13 protein-coding genes are annotated in these 16,809 nt (G+C 68.9%); 6 read left to right on the forward strand and 7 right to left on the reverse strand.

The genetic code is table 11. The annotated features are described in order from the left end of the window. Positions 1–7 precede the first annotated feature (7 nt). The gene (locus DDV73_RS15325; protein ID WP_240617304.1) at positions 8–1,372 is read left to right on the forward strand and encodes an FAD-binding oxidoreductase; all 1,365 of its coding nucleotides are present in this window, start codon (positions 8–10) and stop codon (positions 1,370–1,372) included. Between the two features lie 43 nt (positions 1,373–1,415). On the opposite strand, the gene DDV73_RS15330 is transcribed toward DDV73_RS15325, so the two are convergent. Both DDV73_RS15330 and DDV73_RS15335 read right to left on the reverse strand, forming a co-directional pair. Continuing rightward, complete coding sequence (locus DDV73_RS15330; RefSeq protein WP_109508121.1) at positions 1,416–1,775, reverse strand: hypothetical protein; 360 nt, start codon at positions 1,773–1,775, stop codon at positions 1,416–1,418. Continuing rightward, positions 1,772–2,647 (reverse strand): NUDIX domain-containing protein, encoded by an 876-nt coding sequence (locus tag DDV73_RS15335; RefSeq protein ID WP_109508122.1) that lies wholly within the window; start codon positions 2,645–2,647, stop codon positions 1,772–1,774. Before DDV73_RS15335 ends, DDV73_RS15330 begins: the two co-directional genes overlap by 4 nt. 97 nt (positions 2,648–2,744) lie before the next feature. Here DDV73_RS15335 and DDV73_RS15340 point away from each other — a divergent pair, with 97 nt between their 5' ends. Both DDV73_RS15340 and DDV73_RS15345 read left to right on the forward strand, forming a co-directional pair. Beyond that, positions 2,745–3,818 carry an acyltransferase family protein gene (locus DDV73_RS15340; RefSeq protein ID WP_109508123.1) on the forward strand — a complete coding sequence of 358 codons (1,074 nt, stop codon included), beginning with the start codon at positions 2,745–2,747 and terminating at the stop codon, positions 3,816–3,818. A 46-nt stretch (positions 3,819–3,864) separates the two neighbouring features. Further along, complete coding sequence (locus tag DDV73_RS15345; RefSeq protein WP_109508124.1) at positions 3,865–5,331, forward strand: M28 family metallopeptidase; 1,467 nt, start codon at positions 3,865–3,867, stop codon at positions 5,329–5,331. 48 nt (positions 5,332–5,379) lie between these two features. Here DDV73_RS15345 and DDV73_RS15350 read toward each other — a convergent pair whose 3' ends face one another. From DDV73_RS15350 to DDV73_RS15365, 4 genes are read right to left on the reverse strand one after another with little or no spacing between them, the layout of a single operon-like run. After that, on the reverse strand, positions 5,380–5,865 hold the full coding sequence (locus DDV73_RS15350) for a hypothetical protein (protein WP_161962416.1): 486 nt from the start codon (positions 5,863–5,865) through the stop codon (positions 5,380–5,382). Positions 5,866–5,882: 17 nt separating this feature from the next. After that, positions 5,883–6,377: a hypothetical protein gene (locus DDV73_RS27990; protein ID WP_154402774.1), complete on the reverse strand. Its 495-nt coding sequence runs from the start codon at positions 6,375–6,377 to the stop codon at positions 5,883–5,885. Further along, positions 6,374–6,763 (reverse strand): DUF7919 family protein, encoded by a 390-nt coding sequence (locus tag DDV73_RS15360; RefSeq protein WP_109508127.1) that lies wholly within the window; start codon positions 6,761–6,763, stop codon positions 6,374–6,376. The genes DDV73_RS27990 and DDV73_RS15360 overlap by 4 nt, the downstream gene beginning before the upstream one ends. Positions 6,764–6,766: 3 nt before the next feature. After that, positions 6,767–12,751 (reverse strand): RHS repeat-associated core domain-containing protein, encoded by a 5,985-nt coding sequence (locus DDV73_RS15365; protein WP_161962417.1) that lies wholly within the window; start codon positions 12,749–12,751, stop codon positions 6,767–6,769. A gap of 143 nt (positions 12,752–12,894) precedes the next feature. On the opposite strand from DDV73_RS15365, the gene DDV73_RS15370 reads away from it, so the two are divergent. From DDV73_RS15370 to DDV73_RS15380, 3 genes are all read left to right on the forward strand, one after another. Next, a complete protein-coding gene (locus DDV73_RS15370; RefSeq protein ID WP_109508129.1) occupies positions 12,895–13,929 on the forward strand; it encodes a Dyp-type peroxidase in 1,035 nt (344 codons plus the stop codon). 58 nt (positions 13,930–13,987) lie between these two features. Then, on the forward strand, positions 13,988–15,724 hold the full coding sequence (locus DDV73_RS15375; protein WP_109508130.1) for a M14 family zinc carboxypeptidase: 1,737 nt from the start codon (positions 13,988–13,990) through the stop codon (positions 15,722–15,724). An 84-nt stretch (positions 15,725–15,808) separates the two neighbouring features. Continuing rightward, positions 15,809–16,303, forward strand: coding sequence for a hypothetical protein (locus DDV73_RS15380; RefSeq protein ID WP_109508131.1), 495 nt, complete (start codon positions 15,809–15,811; stop codon positions 16,301–16,303). A gap of 19 nt (positions 16,304–16,322) precedes the next feature. Here the strand turns inward: DDV73_RS15380 and DDV73_RS15385 are convergent, their stop codons facing one another. After that, a complete protein-coding gene (locus DDV73_RS15385; protein ID WP_109508132.1) occupies positions 16,323–16,727 on the reverse strand; it encodes an SRPBCC family protein in 405 nt (134 codons plus the stop codon). Between the last annotated feature and the right edge of the window lie 82 nt (positions 16,728–16,809).

The following is a 16,809-nucleotide window of genomic DNA, read 5'->3' on the forward strand; positions in this document are numbered from 1 at the left end:
TGGCACCGTGGGACTGGTTGCCGAGCTCCGGACCGTCCTGGGCGACGCCGGCGTGCTCACCGACCCTGACGTCACCCGGACCTACAGCCGCGACATGATGCCGCTCGCGCCGTCCGGACAGCCGCTCGCGGTGGTCCTCCCGGAGAGCCGGGAGCAGGTCCAGGCGGTCGTCCGCGCGTGCGCGGCGGCGAGTACGCCGATCGTGCCGCGCGGCGCCGGCAGCGGGCTGGCCGGGGGCGCCAACGCGGTCGACGGCGGCGTCGTGCTCGTCACCACCAAGCTCGACCGGATCATCGAGATGGACGCCGACAACCGGCTCGCGGTGGTGGAGCCGGGCGTGGTCAACGACGACCTGCGGCGCGCGGCCGGCAAGCACGACCTCTACTACCCGCCCGACCCGTCCTCCAGCGACTGGTGCACGATCGGCGGCAACGTCGCCACGAACGCCGGCGGCCTGTGCTGTGTGAAGTACGGCGTCACCGCCGACTTCGTGCTCGGGCTGGAGGTGGTGCTGGCCGACGGCGAGCTGCTCCGGACCGGCCGGCGTACCGTCAAGGGCGTCGCCGGCTACGACCTCACCAGCCTGTTCGTCGGCTCCGAGGGCACGCTCGGCGTGATCACCCAGGCGACCCTGGCGCTGCGCCCGGCACCACAGGCGCCGGCCACGATCGTGGCCACCTTCGCCACGACCGCGGCGGCCGGCCGAGCGGTGACCAACGTCGTACGGCGCGGGCTGACGCCGTCACTGCTGGAGATCATGGACCGGCAGTCGGTGCGGGCCGTCGAGGCCTATCTGCACACCGACCTGGACGCCGACGGCGCGCTGCTGCTCGCCCAGTCCGACTCCGGCGACGCCGCGGAGGCCGACGTACTCAGGCAGGTGTTCGCCGACGCCGGCGCCACCCTCACCCATGCCACCACCGACCTCGACGAGGGACGGACGCTGCTCGCCGCCCGGCGGGCGGTGCCGCCGGCGCTGGAGCGGCTGGGTCCGGCGCTCACCGACGACGTGTGCGTGCCCCGGTCGCGGATCGCCGAGTTCATCGACGGCTGCGAGCGGATCCGCGAGGAGTGCGGGCTGGTGATCGCCGTCTTCGGTCATGCCGGCGACGGCAACATGCACCCCAAGATCATCTACGCCGAGGACGACGTGCCCCGCGCCCGCGCGGCGTTCGCGGCGATCCTGGAGCTCGCGCTGAGCCTGGGCGGCACGATCACCGGCGAGCACGGCGTCGGCCGGCTCAAGCAGGAGTGGCTGGCCCGCGAGCTCGGCCCGGTCGGCGTCCGCACCCACCATGCGATCAAGGCCGCGCTCGACCCCGCCGGCCTGTTCAACCCCGGCGCGGCGCTGCCCCGGGAGCGGAGTAGCTAGTGGTCATCTCCAGAAGTTCTTCGAGAACTTCTGGAGATGACCACTAGCCGCCGGCGCAGACGTTGGTGAGGTCGCTCGCAGCGTCGGTCACCGGCTGGATGTTGGGCGTCTTGCCCTTCTCGGCCTGCGTGCGGGCCGTGGTGACGGCCTTCTCGAGGTCCTCGACGGCCTGCTTGACCTCGGCGTTGTCGGTGTCGTTCTTCAGGTCCTCGAGGGTGCGCTCGACGTCCCGCAGCTCGTCGACGATCACCCGCGGGTCCTCACCGGCGTTCTGGACGTCCTGCACCTCGCCGGCGATCGTGGCCGCGGCGTCGGCGCAGTCCAGCGCGCGTTCGATGGCGCTGCAGCCGGTGAGACCACCGGCGACCAGCACGGTCGCGGCAAGAGCGGAGACGAGCTTCACGAAACCCCCAGTGCGTGAGTGACGACATCGAGCACCGGAACGCTACCCGACGCCACCTGAGCCACCGGCACCCAGGCGACCGCATCGGTGGTGCCGTCGACCTCGGTCACCCGCAGCTCCGCTTCGGCCGCCACCGTGGCCGCGAAGATCAGGTGTACGCCGTGGTAGTCCTGGGTCTGGCCGTTGGGCGCCTTGCCGACGAAGTGCACGTCGTGGACGTCGAGCAGCTCGCCGATCTCGCAGTCCACCCCGCACTCCTCGCGCACCTCGCGGGCCAGCGCCAGCGCCGGCCGCTCGCCGTGGTCGATGCCGCCTCCGGGCAGCGTCCAGGTGCCGGGGTGGTGGCCGCGCTTGGAGATCCGGGTCAGCAGGATCTGGTCCTCGCGCCGGATCAGTGCGTACGCCGCCAGCCGTTGCAGCTGGCTCGGCGCGTAGTCGGAGAGCGCCTCCTTCACCAGCGCGACGACCGGGATCCGCTCGGCGTGGATGTCGGCCAGCGGCACCCAGGCCGCGTCCACCGTCGAGCCGTCGACCTCGATGACCCGTGGCTCCGGTGAGTCGGCCGGCACCCAGCCGTCGTACACGATCCGCAGTCCGTGGGCATCGACCTGCTTGCCGTCCCGCCAGGTCTCGGGCAGGTGGATCGAGTAGACCCGCGCCATCTCCCCGACCGTCGCGCGCAGCCCGGTCTCCTCGTAGATCTCGCGGACCACGCCGTCGCGCGGGTGCTCGCCGTGGTCAATCCCGCCGCCGGGCAGCGTCCAGAGCTCGTCGTGGGTGACCCGTTCGGACAGCCGGCTGAGCAGGATCCGGTCGCCCTGCAGGATCACGGCGTACGCCGCGACCCGCTGCCGTAACGGGAGATTCCTCATGCAACGAACCCTAATGGGGTACCTCGACCACCAGCGGCCGCTCGCGACGAGTTGTCCGCGATGTGCACTGGTCTAGACCAGTTGTTAGGTTTGATTGATGCCCTCGACGCAACGCGACCCGTGGCTGGACAACGCAAAGATGGTCCTGGTGACCCTGGTTGTCGTCGGTCATTCCCTGGTGCTGGTGCCCCTGACCGACACCACTGCCCACGTCTACGACTTCATCTACTACCTGCACATTCCGGCGTTCGTGCTGGTCACCGGCTATCTCTCGAAGAGCTTCCAGTGGACCCGACGCCACCTCACCGCACTGCTCACCACCGTGGTCGTGCCGTATGTCGTCTTCGAGGGCGCGATGGCCTGGTTCCGGATCAACGTCGGCCACGAGCAGAACATCGAGCGGCTCTGGCTGGACCCGCACTGGCCGATGTGGTTCCTCGCGGCGCTCGCGATCTGGCGGCTGGCGACGCCGGTCCTGAAAGCGCACTGGCTGATGATCCCGGCCGCGCTCGTAGTCAGTCTCAGCGCCGGCCTGGTCGACGTCGACGTGCTCGACATCAGCCGGGTGCTCGGCCTGCTGCCGTTCTTCGTGATCGGGCTGCACCTCACGCCCGCCCGAATCGAGGCCGCTCGCGCCCCCGGCGCCTGGGTGCTCGGCATCCTCATCCTGCTCGGCATCTGGCAGATCGCCGGCCGCACCGACGACTGGATCAGCACCCAGTGGGTCTACTTCCGTACGTCGTACGAGGAGCTCGGCGTGGCCGGCACCGACGGCGCCGTCAGCCGGCTGCTGCTGATCGCGATCGCGCTGGCCGGCACGTTCGCCGTACTCTCCCTCGTGCCGCGCGGCCGGTCCTGGCTGAGCACGATGGGCAAGCAGACGCTGGTGGTCTACCTGTGCCACGGCTTCGCGATCCAGTACGCCGAGTACCGCGGCTACCTCGACCTGCTCCCCAGCCACCCCGACCTGCTGCTCTGGGTGACCGTCCTGCTCGCGGTCAGCCTGTCCCTGCTGCTGGCGAGCGCGCCGGTGTCCGGCGTACTCACCTGGGTGGTCGATCCGGTCGGCTCGGTTCAGCGCTCCCGTTGTGACAGGCAGCCCGCCGGCGTACCAAAAACGCAACAAGTGCCTGGACGCACTACCTCGATGGACCACGCGCGCATACCGTGAGGCGCAATCTCGGGACCCTGCGAACATCCATCCAATGGAGGGAAGCATGCGTCTCAACCGTCGAACCAGTGCCAGCGCCGTCGCTCTCGTCGCGACGCTCGGCCTGGTCCTCGCCTCACCTACACCCGCCACCGCAAGCCCCGACGACGCCTTCGCCAAGATCCTGGTCGATCGGGTCAAGGGCTCGGGCGTCAAGAAGCACCTGGACGCGTTCCAGGCGATCGCCGACGCCAACGGCGGCAACCGCGCGGCCGGTACGCCGGGCTATCGGGCCTCGCGCGACTACGTTGCCCAGAAGCTGCGCAACGCGGGCTACCGGGTCACGCTCAACCCGATCAACTTCATCGAGTCCTGGACGGAGAACAGCCCGCCCACCCTCGACCTAACCGCCCCGACCGGCAAGAGCTACGTCCCGAACGAGGACTTCTTCACCTTCCAGCCCTCGCCGGCCGGTGACGTAACCGCGCAGGTCCAGGCGGTCGACCTCACCCTGCCGCCCACGCCGACACCGACGTCGAACAGCGGCTGCGAGGCCGCCGACTTCGCCGGCTTCGTCGCCGGGCGGATCGCACTCATCCAGCGCGGCACCTGCCCGTTCGTGACCAAGGTGCTCAACGCTCGCAACGCCGGCGCTGTCGGACTGATCATCTTCAACGAGGGCCAGCCCGGCCGTACCGACGCCTTCCCGCTCAACATCGGCGAGTGGCGCGGCGGCATACCCATGGTGTTCGCGGACTTCGCAGTCGGCCAGGAGCTCGCCAGCACGCCCGGCGCGACGGTCCGGCTCAAGGTCGACACCACCCTGGGGCTCGGCACCGACCACAACGTGATCGCCGAGACTCGGGGTGGCAACTCGAACAACGTGGTCATGGTCGGCGCCCACCTCGACAGCGTCCCGGCGGGTCCCGGCATCAACGACAACGGCTCCGGCAGCGCCGCGATCCTCGAGACCGCCCTGCAGATGTCGAAGTTCCCGGTGTCCAACAAGGTGCGCTTCGCGTTCTGGGCGGCTGAGGAGATCGGCCTGCTCGGCTCCGACCAGTACGTCGCCGGGCTCAGCGCCGCGGAGCGGGACCGGATCAGGCTCTACCTCAACTTCGACATGGTCTCCTCGCCCAACTACATGCTCGCGCTGTACGACGGCGACGACTCCGACGGAGTGGGTGCACCTGCCGGGCCGCCGGGATCTCCTGAGATCGAGGACCAGCTCGCTGCCTTCTACGACAGCCGTGACCTGCCCACCATCGGCACCGACTTCAGCGGACGCTCCGACTACGGGCCGTTCATCGCGGTCGGGATTCCGGCAGGCGGCATCTTCACCGGCGCCGAGGGCATCAAGACGCCCGCGGAGCAGGCCTTGTTCGGCGGCACCGCAGGCGTCGCGTACGACGTCTGCTACCACCAGGTCTGCGACACCATCGCCAACGTCAACATGACGGCGCTCAACATCAACTCCGACGCGATCGCCGACTCCACCGCCAGGTTCGCCTTCAACACCAGCGCGATCCCGTAAGCACCACCGCAGCAAACGAAGGGCCTGGCCGTTCGGCCGGGCCCTTCGTCACTCGGATCGGTCGAAGGTCACGTCGATCTCTGTCGATCGCGTGTGCATTCCGTCGCCAAGACTCGGCACCCATGCCTCGGACACCGCGACCTTCTTCGCCGCCGAAAGCAGGTCGAGGCTGTCGACATCGCCGAACCGCGCTTGCACCTGCCTGGGAAAGGCTTCCGCGTCAAGAATCGTCACTTGTTGGGTGATCGTGACAACAGCTCGCGCCGCCAAGCCGCTTCGCCCTGCCCTGTCCGACCGTCCGGTCGACGGTGTTGATTCGTCCAACGGAGGGCCGAGGTGCCGGATCGGATTCGACCAGCCATACGTCTCGCCTAGGAGCCTCTCGTACTCCAGCATGGCCCGCACCATCTCCTCACCGCGGGCGACAATCGTCGGCACAGGCTCGCCGTCAGCGCAGGCGCGGATATGTTCACTCATGGCCTTGCTGACAGTGTCGATCGTTCCCTGCAACTCAGCAGATGTCGTCATCATCAACCCCGAGATAGTCGTACTCACACGCCAAAGTCGTACACCCAATCAATCCCTTGCGCCCGCGACTCCATCTCGTCAAGGAAGCGTTGCCCGAGTGGGGACGCATACGGAGGACCCGAGATGCCGAGATGTCCGCCACCTGGTTCGCCAAGCCGAATTCGGAGCGTCGCGATCTCCTCATCACTGTGCAGCTTCACCGCCAATTCGAACGGAGCCACGGTTTGATCGCTGATCAGGATGCACATACCCCGAAGCTTGGCTTCGGCATCTTCTGTCTTCAACGCCGAGGAGTAGAACAGACCGTCGAGACTTTCACGCGCCCACTCTGAATGCCGTGCTCGCAGCAACTCCGGGACGAGTATCTCCAGGGTGTCGTTGAGCTCTGAAGCGGATGCGAGCGGCAGTTTGCCGCCAACCGGAACCCGTGCCAAAAGCTCGGTCAACTGCCGGGCGGCCAGTCGCGTCAGATTGGGGCGTTCGCGGTTCTGACGTTCTTGACCAGTCTCTCTAGTCATAACGATTCTTGGCACTCAACCGCTTCTATGAACTCGGCCGGAGGCAAGTAATGGTGCGCGTCAATGTAGTGCAAGATCAGTGATGGCGCAGCGTAAAGTCGGCCGTCAGAACCACTGACGTGAAGTTCACCCATTCCCAACGAGACGTAGCCTCTGTCGGTCGGGGCTGACATCCGCACCGGTGATTCCTCGTCGCAGAACTCGCAGTCGTGCACGCCGCGCATAATGTTCTTCTGGTTCTCTGCATGCTTCAGGAGCTGGCTGAACACCGCAGGCGAAACCACCCCCGTCGGAAACGTCTCCGACGCGGACAGCCAGCCCACGTTGATCATCTCACGCTCACTTTTCGAGTATTCATAGTGAGATAGATCTGCATAATACGCCAAGACTCACCTAACCTTCGTGCACGCCGCCCAATGGCAAACGCCCATATTTGGCTGAAGAAGCTCGGACAGAGGGGTCGACTTCCCGACTGTCGTTGATCCTGAATAGATCGTGAGGTTGTCGGGGGACCTTAGGACATAGTTGGGAATCGACGACCCGGGTCCGTACACATTTACCGGCACTACGGGACCACCTGTTTCGATCGCCCGGCCAATCGAATCACGGATTCCTTTGCCAAGATCGGAGTACACATGCACGCTCGTACCGTCGGGTACGACCGTGTCACCTGAGCCCCAAGTGTATGTGCCGTGTCCGGCGAACACTGTCTGTCCATCAGGCCGGCCGCCCTGGAGGACCCTGGCCGCAAAGCCGTCGCCTAGGCCTCCGCGCATGCGCCAGCGCGCGGCGATGGCGCCGGGAAGGGCCCCAGTGACGCAGCCAATGACGAAGCTCTTGCCGACGGTGCCCCAGTTGACCTTCTGGCCGGAGCTGCGCTGGATTCCCCAACTGACGACGCCTTCGAACGCTCCGCCGGCGAGGCAACCACCAAGCTGCGCGATGAACATGCCAGTGGGGTCGGTGGCATTGGCTGGGGAGTTGTTGACGTAGGCGTACTGGTTGGTGCCGCCGGCGAGGCCGATGGGGTCTTCGGAGATGAACCGGCCCAGGGCGGGGTCGTAGTAGCGGGCGCGGTAGTGCATCAGGCCGGTGCCGTCGACCTGGCGACCGGTGAAGCCCAGGTCGCTGCCGTTCAGGGCGCCGGCGATCGAGCGCTGGCCGAACGGGTCGTAGGCGAACTTGCCCACCACTCGGCCGTCGCTGCGGCCGAGGCCGACCGGGCTGCCGAGGGCATCAGTGAGCACGGCGTCGGTGAGCCCACCGCTGGACCGGGCCAGCCACTGGTCGACTCCGGCGCTGGACAGATCGCCCGTGACGGCGCCGTTGGTCTTCTCCAACGAGGGGTTGGCCCCATCGTGCAGCCAGTTGCGGGTGGTGGAGTTGACCGAGCGGAAGGTACGGCGCCCGGCTGCGTCGTAGCCGAACGACGCGGTCAGCCCGGTCCGGCTCATGCCGGTGAGCTGGCCCTGCGCGTTCCAGTCGTAGCTGTTGACGCCGTCGGAGGTCAGATTGCCGTCAGGGTCATAGGTCAGCGTCCGGCCGGCGTTCTGCGTCAGCCGATCGGCGGCGTCGTACACCATCCCCGACCGCGCAGCCGGAGGCACCACGTTCGCGAACGTCCCGCCCACCGCTCTCCGCAGCCCGTTCGCGGTGTACGCGTAAGCCAAGGTGCCCTTGGTCTTCCCAGCATGGGCGTAGGTCAGGCCGGTCAGCCGACCAGACGTGTCGTAGCCGTGCGTCGTCTTCCAGCCACCCGGCCCCGACTTGGTGGCCAGCAAGCCGTCCGAGTCGTAGCCGAACGCGGTGGCACGGCTGCCCTGCGCCAGCTTGGTGAGCTCACTGGCCGCGTTGAAGGTGTACGTCGTTGCCGTGCGCGCGTCGAGCTTGACCGTCCGCGGCCGGCCGACGCTGTCGTAGGTCCGGGTCACCGTCCCCTGCGGAGTGTCCTCCGAGATGACCTGGTCGTAGGCGTCGTAGCGATATCGAAGCGCCCCCGAGCCGGACTGCGCCACCGACTCCAGCCGGCCGACGGCGTCATAGGTCCGGGTGACCGTCGATTCAGCGCCGGCCGCGGTCACGCCGTACCGGGTCGTGGTCGGCCGACCCAGCTGGTCGTAGGCGTACTCGGTGCGCAGTCCGGACCTGGCGGCGGTGGACTCGAGCTGACCGGCCGCGTTGTAGGTAAGCGTGTCCGTCTTGCCGAGTGGGTCGGTGGCCGTCTTGACGCGCTCGGCGCCGTCGTAGGTCCACGACCGGGTGTGGGTGAGCGGGTCGGTGAACTTGGTCAGGTTGCCGTTGGCGTCGTAGTCGAACTGCGTGGTCCGGCCCATGGGGTCGATCTGACGGACCGGGTTGTTGAGCAGGTCGTAGTAGACGCGGGTCCGGTTGCCGGCGCTGTCACGGGTGGTGGCCGGCCGTCCGAGGGCGTCTCGGAACACACTCACGGTCCGCCCGGACGGGTCGGTCACGGACGCGGGCACGAAGCCGAGGTGGGCGTAGCCCAGCTTGGTGAGCCGGCCTTTCGGTGACTTGATCGAGGTGACCAGGCCACGCGAGTTGTGGGTGTATCGGGTGACCCGGCCGAGCGGATCGGTCACCGCGCTCACGTTGCCGACCGAGTCGAAGCTCATCCGGGAGACATTGCCGGCGGCGTCGGTGATCGACGCGGGCTGGTCGAACGGCCCGTAGGTGCGTCGCTCCACGGTCCTGGCGAAGTGGGAGCTGTCGGCCCTGACCTTGACGCTGGTCATCCGGTTCAGGGCGTCGTATCCGAACGCCGTACGTCGCCCGGCGTGGTCCACGATCGCGTCGACCCGCCCGCGCGAGTTCCGGACCAGCGTGGTGGCCTGGGCCTTGTCGGCGCCCGCCGCCTCGGTGATCTTGACCGGTCGACCGCCCGGCCCGAGGTCGTAGACGGTGGTCGACCCGTTCGGCTGCCGTACCCGGGTCTGGGTGACCTTGCCTGCGGCGTCGGTGGTGTAGTCGAAGTCGTAGGTCATGCCACCGGTCAGGGTCTGCCGATCCACTCGGCCCGACGCCTCGTAGGCCACCCGAAGGTAGGTGGTGCCACGGGCGTCGGTGACCGAGGCGATCCGGTCCGAGGTGCCGTCCCAAGTGTAGGTACGGACCTTGCCGGCCGGGTCGGTCACGCTGGACAGGCGCCCGCGGTCGTCATAGGAGTACCGCACGACGCGCCCGGAGTTGTCGCGGGCCGAGGTGACCCGATGGGAGCCGTCGTACTGAAGCTCGATCCACCGCCCGCTCGGAGACACGATCCTGGTGAGGTCACCGTTGGGCGTCGGCCGGACGAAGTGAACGCGGTTGCCGTTCTTGTCCTGCATCCACCGCGCCCGCGACTCGTGGGGGAACGACCAGACCTCGCCACTGCGCAGGCGGAGCAGGTAGCCGCCGTCACCGGCGTCCACGATCTTCGCGCCCGCGAATGCCGGCGGCGGTTCGACCGCGGCAAGGTCGATGTCTCGCCACGGTCGTGACGGCCGCGCGAAGTGCACCATCCCGCCGTTGGGCAGCCAGAGCGTGGCCCGGGTGATGTGACTGCCCTCGGAGGCGGTCCGCTTCAGGTACCAGTCATAGCCCAGCCGCATGTTCGCGCCGAAGTTGCGGGCGTGGCCGTCGCCCTGCCAATAGTGGCGGGTGACCGAGATCGGGATCACGTCGTCGACGCCGAGGTCGGTGTGGGCATCGGTCAGCCCACCGGATGACACCTCGACCGGGTCGCCCTCCAGCCAGTCGATGAAGTCCAGAAGCCAGCCGCTGTCCGGCAGCGGCAGGGCGCCGATGCCGACGGAGAAGCCGTCCAGCGACCAGACTCGCGTCTCCCGGTCCGGCTGGATGCGGTCACCGTCGGTCGCGACCTTGCCTTGACCGTAGGTCTCCCAGCCGTGCTCGGGGTCGAAGCTGATGAAGTCGACCTCGGACCCGGGCGCCTCACCGGTGTAGTTCGGATAGATCACCTGCGCGCCACGAGGAAAGATGGTGGCACCGCCGGGCTGGACGGTGAAGTAGACCGGCACCCGGCTGTCGCGCGGCATCGCGTAGGGCAGCCGGTTCACAGGCAGCGGGGTGATCCCGAGCTCGGTGACGACCTTGCCGCTCCGGTCACGGACCACGCTGCCCTTCGGGATCTTGACCTTGAGCCCGGGGATCTCCGGCGTCGTCAGCACCACGTCACGCCGCAGCGGACTACTGATCCGCTGGGTGTAGCGGGTGTCGAGGCGTGGGAACCACAGGCTCGGCAGGTACGTCGCTCGGCCCTTCGTCACGGCGACCGGGAGCCGGAACACGCCATAGGTCCGGCCCACGTGGTCGGCCCCGCCGCCGTCGAGCGTGAGGACCACCCGTCCGGCCGGGACGCCGCGCAGCACGAACCGGCCGCGAGCGTCCGTGGTGGCACGGCGACCACCTGCCTCCACCGCGACTTCGGCAACGCCGGAGCCGTGGAGATCACGGACCAGGCCGGAGATCGCCGTCACCCGCTCGGGCACCTGCAGTGGACGAGCCGCCTTGGCGACCGGCGCCGTCATCGACCAGTCCGCGCCGCGGAGCTGAGCGGTGGATGGGGTCCAGGCGGGAGCCGTCCCACCCTGCCGCGCCCGCACCCCACCGACCTGCTCGCCGGTACGGCGCTGCCGGTCGTCAGCACGCGCGCCGCCCAGCCGCCGTGCGCTCACCGACACCGAAGACGCAGAAGTGCGAGACGGGTCCCAGTACAGGCGGTAGGTGCCTGCGGCCGTGAGCGCGACCGACGAGATGGTCGCACCCGACGAGGACGTGACCGAGCGCGCGGTGACCTGGGTGCCGTCCGGCTTCATCAGCCGGATCTCGCCGGAGCCGGTCGATGCCTTGCTCGACTGGACCCGCAGGGTGGCGCCGCTGCTCGACACCTCGAAGGAGGCATAAGCACGCTGACCGACACGGGTCGTCTTCAGCGTCTTGGCCGTGCCGCTCAACGACAGCGTGCCGGCGTTGACGTCGGCCGCCACCTTCCAGGCGCGAAGCCAGGCAGATCCGGTGCTGCCGCCGCCCGGCGCCCAGTAGATCCGGTAGGTGCCCGCATCCTGCAAGGTCACCGGGTCGAGGAAGGCGCCGAACGGGCCGGCGGTCACGAACTTCTGCCGGTCACCGTCAGGGGTCTCCAGCTGGACCTGTGACTGCGACGGGGACTTGCCCACCTCCACAGCGATCCGCTGCCCTGGAGCGCCCTTGAAGGAGACGTAGGCCCGCTGACCGGGAGTGCCGGTCGAGACCGTCTTCTTGGTCCCTGACAGCGAGATCGAGCCCGCGCTGCGGTCGGCGAACCTGACGACCTTGACTCGGACCGACCGGCTGGCTGTCGCCTTGTTGGTGATCACGACGGTCCCGGACCCCTCGCCCGCGATGGTGCGTGGCTCCAGCCAGAGGGTCCGCCCGGTCAGTGATCGGGTGTCGGTGAGCAGACGGTTGTCGGGGCCGAGCGTCGCGACGCGCAGGTCGTTGGAGGTGCCGGAGCTGAACGAGACACTCGCGCCGTACCGGGCCACCCCGGTGACCGGGAAGGTTGCCAGATAGGTGCGGCCGGCGGGGACGATCAGGGACTTCGACACGCCGGTGGTCAGCTTGAACGGACCCCGCGCGGTGGCTGCGTCGACGCCTGCCGGCACCACCCGAAGGTCGGTCGACGTCGTCGAGCTGCCACTGGGCGTGAACAGGGAGATCCGGCCGGACGCCGCGCCCTCCGGGACCTCCACGGTGATCGAGGTATCGGTCTTCGACACGAAGCCGCCGTACGCCCCGTTGAACCGCACCACGTTGTCCGCGGCGCTGGAGTGCAGCCCGCTCGCCTTGATCGTGACCGTGCCTCCGGGGACCACCGACGCTGGTGAGAACGACGTGATCTTCGGCGCGGCGTCCCGCAACACCGTGACCGTGGGCCCGGTCGCGCTCCCGCTTGGAGTCGTGACTCGGACTTCGCCTGTCGTCGAGGTCGGGATCTTGAACGACAGCGTGCTCGCTGTCGACGCGGTCACCGTGGCCCGCTTGCCCGCCATCGTGACGACGTTCTTCGACGGTGTCGCCGAGAACCCCTTTCCGGCCAGCGTCACGACCTCGCCGAGCCGCGCTCGCTGCGGCACCGCGGAGAGTACGGCGACTGCCGGGCGGCCGGCGCTCACGACCGCCGTCATGTTGCCCGCGTCGTCGTAGGTGTAGCGGCTGACCGAGCCGGAGCTCGACACCACCCCGACCAGCTGACCCGCCGAGTTGTGCGCCAGCACCGCGCTGCCGCCGCCGGCATGGGCGGCGAGGGACGCCGAGGCGCCGGACGCCGCCGCACCGCCACCGTCGACACCCACCGCCAGCGAACACGCCAGCACACCTGCGACAAGATCTGCGAACCGAGAACGAAGAGACCAGCCAGACATTGCAACCCCCGTGCATACTCGTGGCGTTCTTGCCACGGGTGAAAGATCCGACAGGTGAAATTGGTATCAGGATTGGAGATGGGCAACCAGTGGCGATGAACGACCTGTGGATAACTCGGCGCGGCCTGCTCGGCGCCACCGCCGCGACGGCGTTCGGCCTGACCGCCTGCCGCGGTTCGGGCGATCCAGGTCCCTCAGACCGAGATGTCCCGACCGCACACGTGGCGCTCACCGCGCCCCGCGAAACCGGTCAGGTTCTGCTCGCTAGCCTGACCGGGCCGGAGTCGGTGCGACCGGTTGCCGAGGCGGCGGCCGCGACAGGTGCCTCGGTCGGCTTCTCGAGCACGGTCCTGCCCGGCCTGGCGCCGCCGCTGCGGACGATGCCGGCCTTCGCCGGCGACGTACCCGACAAGGCCCGCACCGCCCGTGACCTGGTCGTTCTCGTCGAGGCCGACACCCGAGCGGAGTGTGAACGACGCACCGCAGCGCTTCGCGATCGGCTCGACGCCCACCTCACCGATGTCTGGTCCGCGCCGGTCGAGCATCCACTGAGCGGAGAGAGCCGCGGACGCCCGCTCATCACCAATGTCTTCGGCTTCGTCGAAGGTTTCGGCAACCCGGTCGACGGCGCGGCCCACACGCTCCTCGGCCGCGCCGACGGCCCACGCTGGTCCTGGGGAGGCGCTCTGCTCGCGATGCGCGTGGTTCAGGTGAGCCGAGAGCTCTGGGACCGTGACCGGCCCGAGGAGCAGCAGCGGATCATCGGCCGGAGACCCGACGGCACCTGGCTGGACGGTACGGCGCGCGACGAGCCGGCGCCGTACGCCACCGACCCGGACGGCGCCACCACGCCCTTCGACAGCCACGTCCGCCGCGCCAACCCACGCGACGGAAAGTCGCCGGTGATCGAGCTGACCCGGCGCGGCTGGACCTATCGGGCGCCGGGCGAGGAGGGCGTGCTGTTTCTCGCGTACACCAACGACCTCACGGCGTTCGAGACCGTCCAGCGGCGGGTGACCAGCGACGCGCTCGCGCCGTACACACTCACCGTCGGGGGCGGCTACTACTTCGTCCCACCGCCGCACCTCGGCTGGTTGCGCCGGCTCGAGGAGGCCGAAAGTACGGCGTAACCCGGGCTCCGGGTCGTCGTTTGGCCCAGCACCCACCACCTGCCCTGGGGAGAACTTGATGCCACGTCCCACCCGCCGGCTGCTCGCGACCGGCGTCGCGCTGGCCGCCGTCACCCTCACCCCAGCGCTGGTCGGACCGGCCGATGCGGGACTGAACGCCGCCGGGCTGACCGACACGTTCCGCCCGCAGCTGGTCCAGGTGCAGACACCGACCCGCGCCGACAAGGCCCGGCTACAGGCGACCGGACTCGACCTCACCGAGCACGCCGGCCACGACTACGTCGAGGTGGTGCTGCACGACGTCGCCGATCTATCGAGGCTGCGCGCGCTCGGTTTGTCGTACGTCGTCCGGATCGCCGACCTGGTCCGGCGCGAGGCGCAGGTCAACCGCACCAACGAGGAGTACGCCGCCCGGGTCGCCCGCAGCGCGCTGCCGTCGGGTCGCGACAGCTACCGCACGCTGGCCGACTACAACACCGAGATGGCCGCGCTCGCGAAGCGCCATCCGTCGCTGGTCAGGGGCGTCACCCTGCCGCTGCGGTCGCTGGACGGAAAGGCCGTCAAGGGGATCGAGATCGGCCGGGACGTCCGGGCAGCCGCGGACGGCCGGCCGACGTTCGTGATCCTCGGGCTGCACCACGCCCGCGAGTGGCCGAGCGGCGAGCTGACCATGGAGTTCGCCTACGACCTGGTCAAGAGCTACGGGAAGAAGGCGCGGATCACGCGTCTGCTCAACAAGGCCAGGGTGATCGCCGTACCCGTGGTCAACGTCGACGGCTTCGACCGCTCCCGCACCGACGGCGCGCTGATCGACCTCGGCTCGGTCCTGAACCCGCTCGACCCGCTGCTCGGCACCCTGCTCACGCCGGGCAACGCCTACAAGCGCAAGAACTGCCGGGTGATCGACGGCGTCGACACACCCGACGGCACCTGCATCCTGGCGGCGGCCAGCCCCGGCGGCTTCGGGCTCGGCGTCGACCCGAACCGCAACTACGGCGGCTACTGGGGCGGTCCCGGCGCCTCGGACATCCCGATCATGCAGGACTACCGCGGCGCGGGCGCGTTCTCCGAGCCGGAGACCGAGAACATCCGCCGCCTGGTCAGCGGCCGCCAGGTCACCACGCTGATCACCAACCACACCTTCTCCAACCTGGTGCTCCGGCCGAACGGCGTACATCCGGACACGGTAGGACCCGATGGCAAGCCGGTCGGCAACGCGTACGACGAGCGCGCGCTCAAGGCGCTCGGCGACCGGATGGCCGCCCAGAACGGCTACAAGTCCCAGCACGGTTGGCAGCTGTACGACACCACCGGCACCACCGAGGACTGGTCCTACAACGCCACCGGCGGCTACGGCTACACCTTCGAGATCGGGGCACACGAGTTCCACCCGCCGTACCCGCAGGTCGTCGACGAGTACCTCGGCGCCGGCAAGTACGCCGGTCGCGGCAACCGCGAGGCATACCTGATCGCGCTGGAGAACGCGGTGAACCCGACTCACCACTCGGTCATCCGCGGCCAGGCGCCGGCCGGTGCGACGCTGAGGATCACCAAGTCCTTCAAGACGCCCACCTGGACCTCGACCATCAACGACAGGCTCACGTCGACCCTCAGGGTGCCGGCCAGCGGGCGGTACGTCTGGCACGTCAACCCGTCCACGCGCCCCACCGTCTCCGCCGCCGGCCGCACCGAGTCCTGGACCCTGACCTGCTCGGTCGGCGGCAAGGTCCGGGCCACGAAGAGGATCACCGTCGACCGCGGCGAGATCGTCACCCCCGACCTGGCGGGGTGCTGACGCCGGCGGGACGTCACCCGAAACGCTCAACCTGGGGCCCGCGTTTCGGATGACGTCCTGCCGGTTCTCTGCGAGCATCTGGCCATGCTCGATCCCGTGGCCCAGGTCCAGAGCCAGCGTCGTCTCGCGTGGTCACTCCTGGTGGCGCCGATAGCCATCGTCGTGGCGATGTGGTTCGCGCTCACCGAGGACCGCCTCGGCGACCCAGCGCGATGGGCACTGGTTGCTGTGCTGGTCGCGGCCGCTTTCGGAGCCGCGCTCATCGAGGTGGCCGGCTACCGGTTCGCGCCGATCTCACCGGGTACGCCGTCCGACGCCGCCCTGCGCACCGCGCTCGTCCGGACGCAGACCCGGATGATCCTCCGGTACGCCGCCGCCGAGCTGGCGCTCCTGGTGTCCCTGGCGCTGGCGTTCATCGTCGAGGAAGGCGGCTTCTGGCTGGTGCTCGGCGGCGCCGCGCTGTCGATCGCGCTGATGCTGCTCCACGTCGTCCCCAACGCCCGCAACATCGGCCGCTCGCAGGCCGCCCTCGAGCGCTCCGGCGCCGTCGTCCCGCTCCAGCAGCTCTTCAACGCCTGATCCGCGCCGGCACGCTCGCTCAGTCGGAGAGCGTCTTCGCGATCGCCATCGCTCCCGCGGTCATCATCTCTTCGATCCGTGCCGCCGCGTCGTCGGGGAGTACGTCGGTAGTCCAGACGACTCTCGAGCCGGGCGCCCCGTCGCCTGCGGCCTCGATGACGACCGTCGCCTGGTGGTGGGTCAGCCCCATCGGGCTGTCGATAACGCTGTAGACCAGCCGGCGCCGCTCATCGTCGGCGCTGATCAGCTCCTCGCGGGCGATGACACCGTTGACGAACCGCACGGTGCGGACATCCCCGTCGAGCACGCTGCTCACCACGAAGCCGGCAGCAACCCGCTCGTGCACAGCGCCGAAGTCTCGCATCGCATCCCACGCTGTGGCAGGAGTGGCGGAGACAGGGAACTCTTTGTGTACCGAAGCCATGAGTCGAGCATCCGGCCTCCGGTAGCCGGAGAGTCAAGATCAAGACGCGCCAAGGCCCGCCCGTGCAAGCACGAGCGGGCCT

The organism is Nocardioides speluncae, assembly GCF_003121585.1.
GTDB lineage: Bacteria > Actinomycetota > Actinomycetes > Propionibacteriales > Nocardioidaceae > Nocardioides > Nocardioides speluncae.